The organism is Frigoribacterium sp. CFBP9029, from assembly GCF_034045305.1.
Taxonomy (GTDB): domain Bacteria; phylum Actinomycetota; class Actinomycetes; order Actinomycetales; family Microbacteriaceae; genus Frigoribacterium.
Map to the genome: position 1 here is coordinate 87646 of NZ_JAXCWB010000006.1, position 15672 is coordinate 103317.

Annotated in this window: 20 protein-coding genes and 1 tRNA gene; 8 read left to right on the forward strand and 13 right to left on the reverse strand. The window is 71.9% G+C overall.

The features are described from left to right. Positions 1–13 precede the first annotated feature (13 nt). The 5 genes from SOM11_RS09930 to SOM11_RS09950 all read right to left on the reverse strand — a co-directional run bounded on the left by SOM11_RS09930 (position 14) and on the right by SOM11_RS09950 (position 3452). The gene (locus SOM11_RS09930) at positions 14–856 is read right to left on the reverse strand and encodes a M56 family metallopeptidase (protein WP_192060705.1); all 843 of its coding nucleotides are present in this window, start codon (positions 854–856) and stop codon (positions 14–16) included. A gap of 50 nt (positions 857–906) precedes the next feature. Beyond that, positions 907–1287, reverse strand: coding sequence for a BlaI/MecI/CopY family transcriptional regulator (locus SOM11_RS09935; protein ID WP_192060706.1), 381 nt, complete (start codon positions 1285–1287; stop codon positions 907–909). Positions 1288–1350: 63 nt separating this feature from the next. Beyond that, positions 1351–2232: a DsbA family protein gene (locus tag SOM11_RS09940; protein WP_192060707.1), complete on the reverse strand. Its 882-nt coding sequence runs from the start codon at positions 2230–2232 to the stop codon at positions 1351–1353. A 188-nt stretch (positions 2233–2420) separates the two neighbouring features. Further along, positions 2421–2984 carry a hypothetical protein gene (locus tag SOM11_RS09945; RefSeq protein WP_320477916.1) on the reverse strand — a complete coding sequence of 188 codons (564 nt, stop codon included), beginning with the start codon at positions 2982–2984 and terminating at the stop codon, positions 2421–2423. Between the two features lie 87 nt (positions 2985–3071). Then, complete coding sequence (locus SOM11_RS09950) at positions 3072–3452, reverse strand: winged helix-turn-helix transcriptional regulator (protein WP_192060709.1); 381 nt, start codon at positions 3450–3452, stop codon at positions 3072–3074. A gap of 65 nt (positions 3453–3517) precedes the next feature. Here SOM11_RS09950 and SOM11_RS09955 point away from each other — a divergent pair, with 65 nt between their 5' ends. Then, positions 3518–4366 carry an SDR family oxidoreductase gene (locus SOM11_RS09955; protein WP_192060710.1) on the forward strand — a complete coding sequence of 283 codons (849 nt, stop codon included), beginning with the start codon at positions 3518–3520 and terminating at the stop codon, positions 4364–4366. A gap of 73 nt (positions 4367–4439) precedes the next feature. Beyond that, on the forward strand, positions 4440–4925 hold the full coding sequence (locus SOM11_RS09960; protein ID WP_192060711.1) for a GNAT family N-acetyltransferase: 486 nt from the start codon (positions 4440–4442) through the stop codon (positions 4923–4925). A 145-nt stretch (positions 4926–5070) separates the two neighbouring features. Here the strand turns inward: SOM11_RS09960 and SOM11_RS09965 are convergent, their stop codons facing one another. Together SOM11_RS09965 and SOM11_RS09970 are read right to left on the reverse strand one after the other, a co-directional pair. Continuing rightward, positions 5071–6270 carry an MFS transporter gene (locus SOM11_RS09965; RefSeq protein WP_192060712.1) on the reverse strand — a complete coding sequence of 400 codons (1200 nt, stop codon included), beginning with the start codon at positions 6268–6270 and terminating at the stop codon, positions 5071–5073. Between the two features lie 63 nt (positions 6271–6333). After that, on the reverse strand, positions 6334–6537 hold the full coding sequence (locus SOM11_RS09970; RefSeq protein WP_192060881.1) for an ArsR/SmtB family transcription factor: 204 nt from the start codon (positions 6535–6537) through the stop codon (positions 6334–6336). Positions 6538–6669: 132 nt separating this feature from the next. Here SOM11_RS09970 and SOM11_RS09975 point away from each other — a divergent pair, with 132 nt between their 5' ends. Next, on the forward strand, positions 6670–6867 hold the full coding sequence (locus SOM11_RS09975) for a hypothetical protein (RefSeq protein ID WP_320477917.1): 198 nt from the start codon (positions 6670–6672) through the stop codon (positions 6865–6867). A 122-nt stretch (positions 6868–6989) separates the two neighbouring features. Here the strand turns inward: SOM11_RS09975 and SOM11_RS09980 are convergent, their stop codons facing one another. The 3 genes from SOM11_RS09980 to SOM11_RS09990 all read right to left on the reverse strand — a co-directional run bounded on the left by SOM11_RS09980 (position 6990) and on the right by SOM11_RS09990 (position 8327). After that, the gene (locus tag SOM11_RS09980) at positions 6990–7649 is read right to left on the reverse strand and encodes an HAD hydrolase-like protein (RefSeq protein ID WP_192060713.1); all 660 of its coding nucleotides are present in this window, start codon (positions 7647–7649) and stop codon (positions 6990–6992) included. A 215-nt stretch (positions 7650–7864) separates the two neighbouring features. After that, positions 7865–7937: transfer RNA gene (locus tag SOM11_RS09985), tRNA-Arg, on the reverse strand. A gap of 99 nt (positions 7938–8036) precedes the next feature. Beyond that, on the reverse strand, positions 8037–8327 hold the full coding sequence (locus tag SOM11_RS09990; RefSeq protein ID WP_320477918.1) for a hypothetical protein: 291 nt from the start codon (positions 8325–8327) through the stop codon (positions 8037–8039). A 161-nt stretch (positions 8328–8488) separates the two neighbouring features. On the opposite strand from SOM11_RS09990, the gene SOM11_RS09995 reads away from it, so the two are divergent. Then, positions 8489–9349, forward strand: a complete 861-nt coding sequence (locus tag SOM11_RS09995) for a phosphatase PAP2 family protein (protein WP_243214292.1) — start codon at positions 8489–8491, stop codon at positions 9347–9349. A gap of 212 nt (positions 9350–9561) precedes the next feature. Here SOM11_RS09995 and SOM11_RS10000 read toward each other — a convergent pair whose 3' ends face one another. After that, positions 9562–10764, reverse strand: coding sequence for a VIT1/CCC1 family protein (locus tag SOM11_RS10000; protein ID WP_320477919.1), 1203 nt, complete (start codon positions 10762–10764; stop codon positions 9562–9564). Positions 10765–11069: 305 nt separating this feature from the next. Between SOM11_RS10000 and SOM11_RS10005 the strand changes: the two genes are divergently transcribed. Continuing rightward, a complete protein-coding gene (locus tag SOM11_RS10005; protein WP_320477920.1) occupies positions 11070–11981 on the forward strand; it encodes a DUF429 domain-containing protein in 912 nt (303 codons plus the stop codon). Here the strand turns inward: SOM11_RS10005 and SOM11_RS10010 are convergent. Beyond that, a complete protein-coding gene (locus SOM11_RS10010; protein ID WP_243216596.1) occupies positions 11978–12364 on the reverse strand; it encodes a YchJ family protein in 387 nt (128 codons plus the stop codon). The genes SOM11_RS10005 and SOM11_RS10010 overlap by 4 nt on opposite strands. Positions 12365–12503: 139 nt before the next feature. Beyond that, the gene (locus SOM11_RS10015) at positions 12504–12917 is read right to left on the reverse strand and encodes a VOC family protein (protein WP_320477921.1); all 414 of its coding nucleotides are present in this window, start codon (positions 12915–12917) and stop codon (positions 12504–12506) included. 145 nt (positions 12918–13062) lie between these two features. Between SOM11_RS10015 and SOM11_RS10020 the strand changes: the two genes are divergently transcribed. The 3 genes from SOM11_RS10020 to SOM11_RS10030 all read left to right on the forward strand — a co-directional run bounded on the left by SOM11_RS10020 (position 13063) and on the right by SOM11_RS10030 (position 15636). Beyond that, a complete protein-coding gene (locus SOM11_RS10020; protein ID WP_192060720.1) occupies positions 13063–13458 on the forward strand; it encodes a hypothetical protein in 396 nt (131 codons plus the stop codon). 119 nt (positions 13459–13577) lie between these two features. After that, on the forward strand, positions 13578–14483 hold the full coding sequence (locus tag SOM11_RS10025; protein WP_320477922.1) for a metallophosphoesterase: 906 nt from the start codon (positions 13578–13580) through the stop codon (positions 14481–14483). Positions 14484–14619: 136 nt separating this feature from the next. Then, positions 14620–15636 (forward strand): NAD-dependent epimerase/dehydratase family protein, encoded by a 1017-nt coding sequence (locus SOM11_RS10030; protein WP_192060722.1) that lies wholly within the window; start codon positions 14620–14622, stop codon positions 15634–15636. The last annotated feature ends 36 nt before the right edge of the window (positions 15637–15672 follow it).

Consider the following 15672-nt stretch of genomic DNA (forward strand, 5'->3'; position numbering starts at 1 on the left):
CTGCTGACGTCGGTCAGCCGTGCACGCGCACTGCCAGCGGAGACCGCCGACGGGACGGTGAGTGCCGGTTGCTCGCCTCCACAAGGCGACGAGCGCGGAGCGACAACGACTCGTCCCGGGCGAGGTGCGCCATCTTGACCAGCGCGTTGGCGGTGTGCACCGTTCCCAGGCGCCGCGCGGCCGCGTCGTCGGCGATGAGCTCGACGAGCATCCTGGTGGTGCGCTCCAGGTGCCGGGCTCCAGCCAGGCCCGGAGTGCACGCCCTGTTGAGCTGCGCGAGCTGCGCGATCACGCCGTGGTGCTGCCGCAGGTGCGTCCGCTCGTGCTCGACGACCGCCGCCAGCTCCATGGCGGTCAGAGCCCGCTCGAGCGCCGTCGTGACGAGCACCCGGTTGCTCGGGGCAGGGATGCTCATCGCGAAGGCGCGGTCGAAGGGCACGACGGTCACATCGACCCCTCCCACCCGTGTGCTCGGGTGGCAGGCCGCCACCAGCGCCATCTGCTGGTGCAAGGCCCGGTCCGTCGCCGCGAGCGGCTCGAAGCGCGTCGTGACGAGCGCCACCAGCCCCCCGACGGCGACGAGACCGCCCCAGCCGACCACGACCAGCACCGTCGACGCGAACCACCCACCCATCGGGTCCGACGAGGCTTCCCGAGAGAATGCGACCGCGGCCATCGAGTTGACGAGCCCGAGAGCAGCCGCCGCGATGCCGCCGAGGAACGCGGTGTACCAGGAGGCGAGCGCCAGCCGCGGCCAGCGGAACCGCCAGCGGCCGTGCGCCAGCACGAAAGGTGCACCGACGATCAGCACGAGCGACGCCCCGATGCAGGCGAGCACGATCAAGGCGACCGCCACCTAGATCACCCTGCCCGAGACGAGCTGGCCAGGGACCAGCCGTCCAGGGGTCAGTCGGCTTCGAGCGCCGCCCGCAGCGCCTCGACGTCGCGAGGATCGAGCTGCCCGGCGAAGCGCAGCAGCGCAGCGCTTCGGTCGCTGCTCGCCACGAGGGCGGAGACCATCGTGCTCGCAGCGGACTCCGACTCCGACTGTGCCGCCGAGAAGACGAATCCACCGCCCGCAGCGGGTGCCTTGACGACGGACCCCTTCTTGTGGAGACGATCGAGGATCGTGAGCACGGTCGTGATCGCCGGGGTCGCGTCGAGCTCGAAGGTCGCCTGGACCTCTTTCGCCGAGGCAGGCGCGCCCGCACGCCAGAGGGCTCTCATGACCTCGTTCTCGAGCTCGCCGCGAGAACGCTTGGCGGGAGTGTCGGACTTGTCGGTCATCCCTCGACTCTATCCGGGCGACGGCTTCCCCGATGGTCACGACGGCCCGGGGTTCCGCGGACCTCACGGCGCCTCCGTGCCCGTCGCCCCACCCGACACCTGCGCCACGAACTGCGCGAACGCAGCGGCGTCGGTCGGCGAGCCCTGGTACTGCTGGCCGTTGACCAGCACGGTCGGCGTCGCGGACACCGCGGCGAGGTCGGAGTTCGGCACCGGGTCGTTCAGCGCGCGCTCCGTCGCGGAGGTGACCCACTCCGTGAACTCGCCGTCGGTGATGCAGGAGGCGACGGCAGGGTCGTCGACGCCGGCGCCCTCCACCAGCGTGACCAGCTCGTCGTTCGTCAGGCCGGTGGTGTTCTCGGTCGGCTGCTGGGCGAACAGGGCGGTGTTGACGTCGAGCGCAGTATCAGGCTGGTAGTTCGCGACGCAGGCCAGCACGTTCGCCGACCGGGTCGAGTACTTCGACCCGAGGCTCGCGTTGTCGAGGAACCCGAGGGGGTGGATCTCGAGCTCGGCCGCTCCCTCGCTCACCCAGGTCTCGAGCTGTTCGGCGTTCGTCGTGTCGAACTGACCGCAGAAGGGGCACATGTAGTCGAGGTAGACGACGATGCTCGGCTTCTCGGTCGTGCCCGCCGCCGAGGGTGTCGGGGAGCCGTCGGCCGGCGTCGCGTCCGTCGTCACGGCCGATACGGTCGTGCCATCGCCCGACAGCAGGATGCCGTCACTCGCCATGTTCCGGGGGCCGGGGCCCGCCGGCACGAGGGACCTCGTGATCACGAGGGCGATGACGGCCAGCACCGCCAGCACGCCGACGATGAGACCGCCCTGAAGGGCCCACTTGTTGCGCCGACGGCGTCTGGCCTCGGCTTCACGGGTGATGCGGGCCTTCTCGCGGGCCGACTCCCGTCGTTCGCGTTTGGTTTCGGAGTTGTGTGTTGCGGACAAGATGACTCGTCTCGTTCTGGTCGGCACGGGGTGCCGGAGTTTCCAAGGTGCTCGTCCGGTCGCAGCGACGCAGACGGGCGCATGCCGGGACGTCGTCCACGGTGAGGATGCGCAAGAAGCTCTGCCGGCGTGTGAGCGACGGCAGAGCACACGACACGCGCTCTCGGCGCATCGTGCATCAGCTCGGATCAGGCGGCGAGCGGCGGTCCTCGAAGGGGCTGGGCAGGCGCCGCGGCGCGGAGCGCGTGGGGGATGATCCGTGCGACTCGCGGCACGAGGTGCCGGGCGATCCGCGGTGCGGTGGTCACCGCGATCCCCGGGGCGGAGATCACGATCAGCAAGACCCGGTCCGCCAGACCGATGGCAGCGCGGACGGCCCTCTCGCCGCGCCAGAGGCCGGCGACGGTCACCAGCCAAGCGGCAGCGTGCGCGATCCACATCACGCCGCCGTGGTGCATCGCCGGCATCGCCCCCGCTGCCATCGATGTGTCAGCCACGAGCACGAGAGTCTCGTGTGCGTGGTGCCCGCCGCCGGTGACGGCTACACGAGCAGCGCCTCCTCCCCCCAGGGAGAAGAGCAGGTGGAAAGCCGCCTGAGAGACGGCGACGACGATCGAGAGCCGGACGAGCGACGGGCCTCTTCCCGCTAGGGCGACACCCAGTGGCAACGAGAGGGCGATCGCGAGGACGACGCCGAGCACGCCAGGAGAGGAGCCGCCACCCGCGACGTGCGAGAACGCTGCCAGGGTCACTGCAACGAGGGTCGCCGATGAGCCACGCGCCAGGCGTCCCCATCTCGACTGCACTGTGGCCGCCTCCCGCTCGTTCCGGTTCTCAGCCTAGATGGCTGACGCCGCAGGTCGGTGGGAGTCCGCCGTCGCGGCGTCGTCGGTGTCCGCGACGGCGGGGACGGCCAGCGCCCAGGCGTTCATCGACTCGAGCACGGGTCGGAGCCCGAGCCCCGTCGGGGTCAGCTCGTAGACGACCCGCGGGGGGATCTCGGCGTAGACCGTCCTGGTGACGAGGCCCGACGTCTCGAACTTGCGGAGACGGTTCGTCAGAGTGTGCGCACTGATGCCCGGCAGCGACTCCTTCAGCTCGGAGAACCGGGCCGGCCCCTCGAGCAGATTCCGGACGATGAGGGTCGCCCAAGGGCCGTCGAGCAGGGTCAGGAACTTCGCGATGCCGCACTCGGGCCAGATATCCCCACAGAAAGCCATGAAAAAAGAGCCTAGGCCAATAGTGCAGTTGACGTAACCGATGCACTAGATGCACTAATGGGTCCATGACCTATCTCATCCACGGCGCCACGGGCGCCCAAGGCTCCCCCGTCGCCGCTGCACTCACCAAGTCCGGCGCCTCCGTCGCCGCGGCTGTCCGCGACCCCTCCACATATTCGGGAGACGGCACCGCCGTCGCCGTCGACCTCACCTCTGTCGCATCGCTGGCGGCCGCCTACGAGGGCGTGGACGGCGTCTTCGTCCACCTGCCGATCGGCACGAATGAGCAGCAGCTCGCTCACGCCCGCAACATCGTCGCCGCGGTCGACCGGGCACGTCCCGGCCGCGTCGTCGTCTCCACCAGCGGCTACCCGACCGAGGACGACGGCTCGGGCGCAAACCCCGTAGCCGCGCTGATCGATGGGCTCACGGCAACCGGCGTCTCGGTCGCGATCGTCGCGCCTCGCCTCTTCCTCGAGAACCTCCTGCTGCCTCCCGTCACGGCCGGCGTGGAGAAGGATGGCGTGCTCCGCTACCCGATCCGTCAGGACTACGCCGTGTCGTGGAGCTCGCACCTCGATGTCGCGGACGTCGCCGCACGGCTGCTCACCGACGCGTCCGTCGTCGGCGTGGTCGGAGTCGGCGCCCTTCCCGGTCTGGTCGGAGCGGATCTCGCCGCCGGCTTCGCAGCGCAGTCCGGTCGCGCCGTCCAGTTCGAGTCCCAGGAGCCGGACGACTTCGGGAGCCTGATCGAACCGCTCTTCGGCAAGGCCGGGTCCGACCCCGTGGTCGACTCGTACCGCTGGCGCGCCACGCAGGAGTCCGAGCTGATCGACCCGGCGACCAGCGCCCAGGAGCGTCTCGGTCTCAGCCCTCGCTCCGTCGAACAGTGGCTGGTCGATCTACAGGGCTGACGCTGGGTACGGTGGGGTGCCGGGCCTGCTGAATGATGGGATCACCGTGGACGACAGTTACACCCTCCGCCCGATGAGCGAGGCGGACCTTCCCACCGTGCTCTCGATCTACCAGCAGGGAATCGACGGAGGCGACGCGACCTTCGAGTCGGCTCCACCGACTCCGGAGCAGTTCGATGCTTCGAGGCTCGCAGAGCACCGGATCGTCGCGGCCTCCCGCTCCGGCCGCGTCGTCGGCTGGGCTGCTGTTTCACCGGTGTCTCCCCGGGCTGTCTACGGCGGCGTCGTCGAACACTCCGTGTACGTCGATGCCGCCGCCCGAGGCTTCGGAGTCGGGCGAGGGTTGCTCCGGGCCCTCGTGGAGTCGACTGAGGCAGCGGGCATCTGGACCTTGCAGGGAGTCGTGTTCCCCGAGAACACGGCCAGCCTCGCGCTCCACGCCGAGCTGGGGTTCCGGGTGGTCGGCCGGCGGGAGCGGATCGCCGCACCCCTGGCCGGGCCCCTCGTGGGACGTTGGCGAGACACGATCCTCATCGAACGTCGATCCCAGCTCACGTGACGGATTGTCGCCGGCCCAGGGGTTGCGGCCCTTGTTCGCCGTGGCCTGGGTCACCGGCCGAGGGTGCGCCCTGCCCCCAAGGGATGTCATGGCCTCGTCGTGATGAAGCGTGTGATGTGAGGGTGTGGTTCCAGGCCGGTCGACCTCAGGTCAGATGACTGTGGCGCCGTCTTGTGAGTGCGGGCGCGAGAACGGCGGCGACGAGGAAGAGGGTCGCGACGGGCCAGAGCGCCGGCAGCAGCCCGAACCCCTGGGCGAGCAGACCGATCAGAGGTGGCCCGATGAAGCTGGCGACGTACCCCACGCTCGCGACCAGAGCCACTCGTGCCGCGGGATCGTTCCCCTCGGCTGCAGCGGACATGCCGAGGGGGAAGCCCATGGAGACCCCGACTGACCAGAGGACCACGCCCACGACGAGCGTCACCGTGCCGAGGTCGAGGATGAACAGGACGACGCCCACCAGACCCAGGATCGAGGTCCAGCGGATCATGCTCGCCCGGCCGAATCGGTCGACCAGAGGTCCAGCGGCGACTCGCACCACCACTTGAGCTGCGGAGTAGATCGCGATCGCCAGTGCTGCGAAGGTCTCCGGTTGATCCAAGGCATCCCGCACGACGACACTGATCCATCCGTTGGCAGCCCCCTCACCGAACTCCGCGGCCAGCATCACGACCCCGATCGCCAGGAGCCGGCCATCGATCAAGCGAAGCAGTGGCATTCGCGACCGTCCTGGCCCCGGCGCTGGCCTCGACCGGCGGGTTCCGCGGCTGCCTGATGGAATAGCGCGCACGAGCAGGACTCCTGCAATCGCGATCAGGGCAGCTTGGGTGAGCAACTGGGTCTGAGGCGGGATGCCGAGAGCGGCGCAGGCAGCACCAACGCCCGAGCCGATCACGGCTCCTCCAGGCCAGGCAGCGTGCATGAGGGGCAGAAGCGACCGTCGAGACAATCGTTCGATGACTGCGCCGTCGATATTGATCAGCACATCCGTCGCACCGACACCGGCCCCGGCGATACCGAGCCCGAGGAGCAGCACTCCGACACTCCCCATCGCCACACCGAGGGCGACGGACACCACACCGATGGCCATCGTCATCGCCGTGACGAGGAGGGCGCGCCGCCCACCGACGCCGGAAAGCAATGTGCGTGAGGCGGCCAGCCCAGCCATGGACCCGAACGTCGTCGCTAAGAGAACGAACCCCAGCTCCGCGTCGGACAGGCCGAGATCCGAGCGGATCGCCGGCAACCGGGCCGCCCAGCTCGACAGCGCGAATCCACCCAACGCGAACGCACCGAGGATGGCGAACAGCCACCCCCGACGAGCCCTTGCTGCTGCCTCTGTCACTATGCCCCCAAATTTTACAACGTTGTAATCCTGAGCTTAGGGGACATGCGCGCTTCGCCTCAGTCAGCCCTGGTGCGCCTCGTCTGCATGCTCGACGGCGTCGTCGACGATGTGAGACACGTGCCGGTCTGCCACCGAGTAAATGGCTTCACGGCCGACGCGAGACAGCCACGCGGCCCGCAGGACCCTGAGGTGCTGCGACACGAGCGGCTGCGAGAGACCGGAGGCCTCGACGAGAGCGGTGACGCCCGACTCGCCCTCGCCGATGCCCCTTCAGGACGCTGTCGACCAGGGGGAGGCGCTGCTGCGGGACGCCGCCGAACGCACCCTTCGGCTCGTCCTGCTCGGTTCATCCATCTCAGCTCGACAGACGGATCGGGGTCGGCATCTGCAGAGCCTGTGAGCGACTCCGGCCAGGGGATGCAGGTTGCCGTGCGAGCCTGTTCATCAATAGGCCGGGTCCGACCCCGTGGTCGACTCGTACGCTGCCGCGCCACGCAGGAGTCCGAGCTGATCGACCCGGCGGCCAGCGCCCAGGAGCGCCTCGGTCTCAGCCCTCGCTCCGTCGAGCGATGGCTGGTCGACCTGCAGAGCTGACGCTCAGTTCGACGGCTGTCTCGCCGGCTTCACGTCGGGGCGTCGACGGCGGCGGCGTCGGGCACTCGATGCACGTCGACGCCGTCGCCCAGATTCCGGGTGGTGGCTCGGGGTCGGGGTCGCTAGGCGATCGGTCCACCCAGGACGAGGTCTCCCACGTCTCGAGGCGCGGCCGCCGTCAGCCGTGCGCCCGCGCGGCGGAGCTCCTCGGCGGTCCCGAAGCCGTAGAGCACCCCGATCACGTCGACACCGTTCTCCAGGGCGGCTTCCACATCGTGCTCGCGATCGCCGATCATCACGACCTGTCCCGGCGAAGCGCTTCTGGTCTGCAGCGCGCGACGGAGCGTGACGGCCTTGCCGACCACGTCGTCGGGAGCACGACCGTGCACCGTCGTGAAGGAGGAACGGAGCCCCGTCGTCTGCAAGGCGCCCTCGGCGAATTCCTGGATCTTGGCCGTCACCACGCCGAGCTGGACGCCGGCAGCGAGCAGACGTTCGAGGAGCTCGCCGATGCCCGGGTACGGACGGTACTGGGCGATCCCCCCGTCTGCGTAGTGATCACGGTAGTGCCCGACGGCCTCGGTCACGGCCGCCGCGTCGAACCCGTAGAGATCACGGAAGGAGTGCTCCAAGGGCGGGCCGACGAATCGACGCAGAGCCGCGGGGTCGGCCTCTACGACACCCATCCGGGCCAGAGCGTGGGCTGCAGCCTCCGTGATGCCCGAGCCCGGGTCGCAGAGGGTTCCGTCGATGTCGAAGAGGGCGATGTCGTAGTGCCGCATGTGTTCTCCTGACCTGTGGATCTAGGACGATACCCACCACTCGCCTCCGAACGAGAGCTGGCCGAGCTCTATCAGCGGGACGTGCAGGAGGGACGTGGTCGTCTCGCATCCGGCGGTCGCCTACGGCGCGCCAGCGACGCCGGGCCGCTGGGGGTTCGAGTCCCGGAAGGCGCACGAAAAAGGCGGCCCACGTAGTGGACCGCCTTTTTGTCGTGTGCGCCTGGAGGGACTCGAACCCCCAACCTTCTGATCCGTAGTCAGATGCTCTATCCGTTGAGCTACAGGCGCATTTCTCCGGCCGATTGGCCAGAGGAAACACTACACGAGGCAGGGCCTCCCCGCCAATCGGCCCGGAGGGCGCGGGTCAGGCCCCGCCGGAGGCGCGGGTCAGGGAGCGCGCGGACCCTCGGCGTCGTCGTTCCGCTCGCCGAGCAGCTCGTCGATGTCGTCAGCGTCGGCGGTGCCGGTCCGCTCGCGCATGTCGCCGGTCGCGTCGCGGCCGTTCACGTCGTCGGACCCTTCACCGGAGCCGGCGTCCGACCCGGGCGCAGGCGGGGCGTCGGCCGTGCCGCTGTTCTCCGACACCTCGACGGTGGGGGTGTCATCGCGTTCGCCGAAGGTGCTGTCCTCGTCGGTGACGCCGCCCTGGTGCGGCTCGTTGCTGTTCGTCGTGCTCATGGATCCTCCTCGATCGGGTAGGTGACAGTCTCCACCTGCCCGACCCGCGCCTCCCAGGCTCACCGCAGACAGGGCCGACGAACCTGGGAGTCCCTCGGCTTTCGGGTCATTCCGTGCCCCGTGGGAGGTTCCGCCCAGCGACCGTGTTGTTTCATTGGTCGGTGTCCGCTTACCCGACCGTCTCCGCACCCCCGGCTGTCCGCCGCCCGGGTGCCACTCGGTGGGCGGTCACCTCGGGCGTCGCGGCCGTCGCCCTCGTCGGCGTCTACATCGCGGCAGTGCTGACGCCGGCCGGCCAGCGGGTCGAAGACAGCATCCTCGCGTCGGTAGACGGCAACACGCTGCTGCAGTCCGGCGTCGCGCTCGATGCGATCTCGCCCACGGCCGTGCTCGCGATCCTCGTGCTCACCGTCGGCGTCTCGCTGCTGCGCCGCCGCCCGGGTGCCGCGATCCAGTCGGCAGCGCTGATCATCGGGGCGACCGTCACGTCTCAGCTGCTCAAGCAGTTCGTGCCCCGCCCCGACCTGACCGGCGAGCTCTACAGCAACAGCTTCCCGAGCGGGCACGCGACCATCGCCGTCGCCGGTCTGCTCGCGGTGATGACGGCGTTCGGCCGTCACCTGCGGCCCCTGCTCTTCGTGGTCGGCACGGCGTTCGCAGCGATCGTCGCCGAGCAGACGGTCGCCTACGGCTGGCACCGCTGCAGCGACGTGGTCGGCTCGTGCGCCGTGGCGCTGCTCTGGCTCGGGATCGTCCGGTTCGCCGCGAGCCGCTGGTCTCGCGCCGCGACGACGGTCGACCAGGTCGGCGCGAAGTCGCACGCGGTGACCTCGAGCATCATCGGCCTGGCGGTCGTGGTGTGCCTCGCGACCTCGGGCGCGGTCTGGGGCATCGGCATCGGCAGCGACATGAGCCTCTCGGGGTCGACCGGGTACGGGGTGCTCGACGGCGCCCGCCTGGCCGCGGCGGGCGTGGTGCTCGTCACGGCCTGGATCGCCTGGAAGCTCGACCGCCGAGCCTGACCGCCCAGGAGGCGGCGCAAGCGGTGCGGCGGGTCGGTGTCCTCCGCGGCGGGTCAGCGCTGACCCGCCGCGAGTGACACGAACCCGCCGAAGCCATTACGCATCAGAACGTAATAGCTAGCGCGAGTTGGGGGTGCCCGCCGAAGTGGCTGCGCATCGGAACGTAAAAGCCCGCGCGGGTTGCGGGGACCCGCCGCGGGTCGCCGTCGGGCTCAGCTCCCGCCGGTCCCGAACAGCAGCCCGAGCGCATACGTCACCGCGGCCGCGCCGAAGCCGATCGCGAGCTGCCGCAGGGCACGGCGCAGCGGACTCGCACCCGACAGCAACCCGACGACGGCGCCCGTGCCGAGCAGCGCGATGCCGACGAGCACCGCGGCGACGACGACGGCGGTGAGTCCCTCGAGGCCGAACAGGTAGGGCAGCACGGCGATGATCGCGCCCGATGCGAAGAAGCAGAAGCTCGAGCCTGCGGCTCCGAACGCGGTGCCCAGAGCGTCCCGGTCGTCGTCGGGAGCGGACACCGAATCAGCCGCATCACCGCGTACGTCGCCGGCCTCGACATCGCCGCCGACCCGCAGGTCGCGCACCGCACCTCCTCGTGAGCCGGTGTCGTCCGGACCACCGAAGGGCGCCTCCCCCTGGTCTGTCCCGCCGAGCACGGCGCGGGCCCGCGCATCGGCGTCGACCGCCGACATCCCGCGCGCGCGGAACACCAGCGCCAACTCGTTCGCGTCGACGTCGAGGTCGGCGAGCACTCCGCGGGTCGCGGGGTCGGGGGTCGACGCATCGAGCAGTTCGCGTTGCGAGCGCACCGAGACGTACTCCCCCGCGCCCATCGAGAGCGCCCCGGCGAGCAGCCCCGACAGGCCGGTCAGCAGCACGACACGGTTCGACACCCCCGTCGCGCTGATGCCGAGCACGAGGGCCAGGTTGCTGACGAGTCCGTCGTTGGCGCCGAAGACCGCCGCCCGGAACGACCCCGAGAGCCGCGTCCGCCCGCGCTCGGCCAGGGCGCGCACCACCTCGCCGTGGATCCGCTCGTCGGCCGCCATCGCGTCGGTCGCGTCGACGTCGGTCGCGTACGGCGAGCGGGCCTCGGCGCTCTGCACCAGGGCGAGCACGAAGATCGACCCGAACCGCCGGGCCAGCAGGCCGAGCACGCGCGTGCGCACGTCGGTGCGGGCGGGGCGCCCGACCCGGTCGCCGAGCAGCGTCAACCAGTGCTGGGCGTGACGGGCCTCGGCGTCGGCGAGTGCGAGCAGGATGTCGCGCTCTTCGCCCGTGCGGCGTCGGGCGAGGTCGCGGTAGGTGCTCTCCTCGGCGCGCTCGTCGGCGAGGAACCGGCGCCACCGCCGCAGATCGGCGGGCGTTGGCGCGGGCGCGGCGGCGACGGGGCCGCCCGGTGTGCTCGACATGCCCCCAGTATCGGTGCTCGCGAGCGGCCCGTGCGGCGCGGGGGGCGGGTTCGGCGGGCGGGTTCGGCGGGCGGGTTCGGCGCGGCGGCGGGCGGGTTCGGCGCGGCGGCGGGCGGGTTCGGCGTGCGGGTTCGGCGTGCGGGTTCGGCGGGTTCCCGTCATCGGTGGCGGGTCAGCGCTGGCCCGCCGCCCAGGACGGGGACCCGCCGAAGCACCCGGCGCGCACGGGAACCCGCCGAACCACCCGGCTAGCACCGAAACCCACCGAAGCCCCGAGCCGAGGAGGCGCGGGTAGCGTCCCCGACGTGACCTCACCCCGCTTCGTCGGCATCGACCTCGCCTGGCGCGACTCGACCCCGGCGCGACCCGCGAACGAGACCGGTCTCGCCGTGATCGACGCCGACGGCACGGTGCTCGACGCCGGCTGGGCGCGCGGCGTCGACGAGGTCGTCGAGTGGATCGGCGCCTGGGCGACCCCGGGCTCGTCGATCGCGATCGACGCCCCGGTGCTCGTGCCGAACGCGACGGGCATGCGGCCGAGCGAGCGGGAGGTGGCTCGCGCCTACGGTCGCTGGCACGTCGCGGCCAACGCGAGCAGCGCCTCCTTGGCGTGGCTGGGCGGTCGCACCCTCGGCGAGCGCCTCGAGTCGGCGGGGATGGTCTACGACGACGGTGTGGCCGAGGTGCCGGCCGGTCGGTCGTCGTACTTCGAGTGCTACCCGTACACGACGCTGGTCGGCATGTCCGAGCTGGGCTACGAGACCCGGCGGCCGCGCTACAAGCGACCCGACACGACGCTGCCGCTCGCCGATCGCCGGGCCGCGCGGGCCGCGGTCTGCGACGACCTGATCGCCCGCATGAGCGCCCTGGACTCGGCCACCCCGCCGCTGTCGCTCGCGTCGCACACGGTGTCGCGCCTCCTCGTGGACGAGCCCTCGCCGCTCGTGGACCGGGCCTACAAGCACCGGGAGGACCTCCTCGATGCGCTGCTCTGCGCCTGGACGGCGTCGATCAGGGTGCGGACGCCCGAGCGGCTGCAGGTGCTCGGCAGCGCGACGGAACCCGACGAGCGAGGGAGGCGCGCGACGCTCCTCGCGCCGGCCCGCGACTCGCAGCGGCTGGCTCCCGCGCCGCGGGCTCTGGGCCGACCGGCAGCGTCGGACCGCACGCCCGGCGCCCCGGCCCGGGGCGCACCGGCCCGAGGCGCACCGGCCTAGGAGACGTCGCCGTCGAGGTACAGCCAGCGCCGATCGCGGTCGCGCACGAACCGGCTCGCCTCGTGCTGCACGTGCACCTCGCCGTCGGTCTTCGAGTGCGCCTCGAACTCGACGACGCCCGTGTCGTCGAACGGACCGCCGCGCTCGGTGCGCACGATGTCGAGCCGGAACCAGCGGGTGCCGGCCTCGACCTCGAGCGCGGTCGGCCGGGACGACGGGTGCCAGGTGGCGGCGAGGTAGGGGGCGTCGCGTAGCGAGTAGGCGGTGTAGCGCGAGCGCATCAGACGCTCGGCGGTCGGCGCCGCGGCACCGCGGTGCAGGGGGCCGCAGCAGTCGCCGTAGACGTCTCCGCTCAGGCAGGGGCAGCGGGCGGTGTCATCCATCCCGCCATTCTCGCCGGTCGGCGCCGGCGGGCGGCGCCGGCAGCGGCGGGCGGCGCCGGCAGCGGCGGGCGGCGCCGGCAGCGGCGGGCGGCGGCAGCGGCAGCGGCAGCGGTCGGCGGGCGCCAGCGGCGGGCGGCGTTCAGGCGGCCTCGCCGGCGATGTTGACCATCCAGTGGATGCCGTACCGGTCGGTGACCATGCCGAAGCTGTCGCCCCAGGGGGCCTTCTCGAGCGGGACGCCGACGGCGCCGCCCTCCGAGAGCCCGGCGAAGTAGGCCGTGAGCTCGTCGGCGTCGTCGCCGGACAGCGACAGCGAGATGGAGTTCTCGCTCTCGAGGGGGATGTCGTCGGGGCGGTCGGAGGCCATCAGCAGCATGCCGTTCGCCGCGATGAGCTGGCCGTGCATGAGGCGGTCCTTCTCGGCCGGGCCGCCCATGCCGAACTCGCCGAAGGTGCTGACCGTGCACTCACCGCCGAACACCGAGCGGTAGAAGTCGAGCGCCTCGCGCGCCGTGTCGCGGAAGGCCAGGTACGGGGTGAGCTGGGTGGGCATCATCGCTCCTCTTCGTCGGTGACGGCAGCATGGCACCGGTCGACCGCCGACGGAACCCCTTGCGGCGTCCTCATCCGCGACTCCCGTCCGGGGGCGACCCGAACTGGGCCTCGTCGGGCTCGGCGCCGGGTGGCACAGTGACACGATGAGCACCTCGCCCGGCGACGGCCCGCACGCCGTGCACGACGCCGAGCTCGTGTTCGCGCACGTGCGCGCGGTGGTCGGCGACCGGGCCACCCGCCAGGCGTCGCCCCGGCTGTCGGCACGACTGACGGCGCGGGCGCTGCGACGCGCCGGGTTCCACCACGTGACCGGCGAGCGGCTCACCGCCGGTGATCTGCGCCGCGACCGCACCCAGTTCTTCGACCGCAGCGAGACGGTGCTCGTCGAGGTGCTCGCGCTGCCGCGCTGGTTCTACGGCCTGTACGTCGAGCCGAACACCCCGACCTGCACGCAGTGGGCCGAGGTGACGGCCGTGCTCGACGAGCTCGGCCGCCGCGTCGACGCCCGCCTCGCCCCGGCCGACGACTTCGCCCACTGACCCCGCTCGCCCGCCTGCGGTGCGGCTCGGCGCCCCGGCCCGGCGGTGCGGCTCGCGGTGCGTCCCCGCGGCGCGGCCCGGCGCGATCGGATGTCGGCGGCCGTCTCTACGCTGACCTCATGCAGCCACTCGCGCCGGGGGCCCTCCGCCTCGTCCATGTCAGCGACTCCCACCTGACCGGCGACGGCACCCTGCACCAGGGCGTCGTCGACACCACCGCGGCGCTCGACCGGGTGCTGACCGAGGCGGGGCGGGTCGAGGGGGTGCGACTGCTCGTCGGGTCGGGCGACCTGTCCGACGACGGCAGCAGCGCCTCCTACCGTCTGCTGCGCGGTCGGCTCGACTCCTGGGCGGCGCCACGGGGTGCGGCCGTCGCGCTGGTGCCCGGCAACCACGATCTGCGGGCGGGTTTCGCCGAGGTGTTCGGCGGAGACCCCGATGCGCCGCTCGACCGCGTCGTCGAGGTCGACGGCTGGCGCGTGATCGGGCTCGACACCTCCGTGCCGGGCGCCGGCTACGGCGACCTCCGCCCGCGCCAGCTCGATCTGCTGCGCGATCTGCTCGCGACCCCCGCCGCGCGGGGCACCGTGCTGGTGCTGCACCACCCGCCGCTGCCCGCACCGACCACGCTGCACGAGGCCCTGGCCCTCCGCGCTCCGGAGGCGCTGGCTGCGGTCATCGACGGAACCGACGTCAGGGTCGTGCTCGCCGGCCATTACCACCACCACATCGTCGGCGACCTCGCCGGCGTGCCCGTCATCGTGGCCCCCGGGGTCGCCAACGACACCGACGTCGCGGCGCCGGAGGGCACGGAGCGCGCCGTGCGCGGGTCGGGCTTCGTCGTCGTGGACATCGAGCCCATGGACGTCGAGCCCATGGACGTCGAGCCCGGCGGCGGGCACGTCGGCGGCGTCCGATCGACGGTCGTGCGGGTGTACGACGCCCACGACGGCGACGAGGTCTTCTCACTCGATCGCGACACGGTCGAGCGGATCGCCGCGGAAGCCGGGCCGCCGCGCGACTGACACGAGCCGCATGACGATGACGACCGGAGGGCCTGCGGGCGGGCCCGGCACCCCGGCCGTCCAGCCCGGAGGCGTACGCTCGCAGCACACGCGGGCAGCGCCCGCACCCCTTGTCGCACAACCAGGAGGAGCCCGCATGCGCGTGGTCGTCGTCGGAGCCACGGGCAATCTGGGCACGGCCCTCCTCAGACGCCTGCAGGCCGAGCCCCGTGTGACCGAGCTCGCCGGTGTCGCACGCCGCGGGCCGCGCTCGGCCTCGCCGCCCTACGGCGACGTCACCTGGTTCGGCATCGACATCGGCGACGACGCCGCTCCCGAGCAGCTCGCCGCCGCGTTCGCCGGGGCCGACGCCGTCGTCCACCTCGGGTGGGCGCTGCAGCCCAGCCACGATCGCGACGCCATGTACCGGACCAACGTGACCGGCACCTCCCACGTCCTCGACGCCGTCGTGCGCGCCCGGGTTCCGCACGTGCTGATCGCCAGCTCGGTCGGCGCCTACAGCCGCGGCCCCAAGGGGCGCCGGGTCGACGAGTCGTACAAGACGCGCGGCGTGCGGCACTCGAGCTACTCGTCGTACAAGGCGACGAACGAGAGCGTGCTCGACGGGTTCTCGCGGCAGCACCCCGACGTCGTCGTGACGCGGATGCGCCCCGGGCTGGTGTTCCAGGCCGCGGCGGCGCGCGAGATCGTCGGGCTCTTCGCCGGGCGCTGGGTGCCGACCACCTGGCTCAGCCGGTTCCGACCGCCGTTCCTGCCGCTGTCGCCCCGCTTCGTCTCGCAGGTGGTGCACGCCGACGACGTCGCCGACGCCTTCTGGCGCGCCATCGACCGGCGGGCCGGGGGCGCGTTCAACCTCGCCGCCGAGCCCCTCGTCGACTCGTACTCGATCGCCGAGGCGTTCGGCAGCCGCGTCGTGCCCGTGCCCTACCGGGTGCTGCGCACCGCCGCGCTCGTGACCTGGCTGCTGCGCCTCCAGCCGACCGAGCCCGGCTGGCTCGACATCGCCGCGAAGATCCCGGCGATGTCGACCGAGAAGGCCCGTCGCGAGCTGGGCTGGGCTCCGACCCGCACGGCCGACGAGACCCTGCGCGAGTTCGTCGGCGGACTCGCCGCCGGCACATCGAACGAGGCGTCGCACCCCCTCAGCGGCTGACCCGCGCCTCCGCCGCCACCACCAGCACCACCGCCG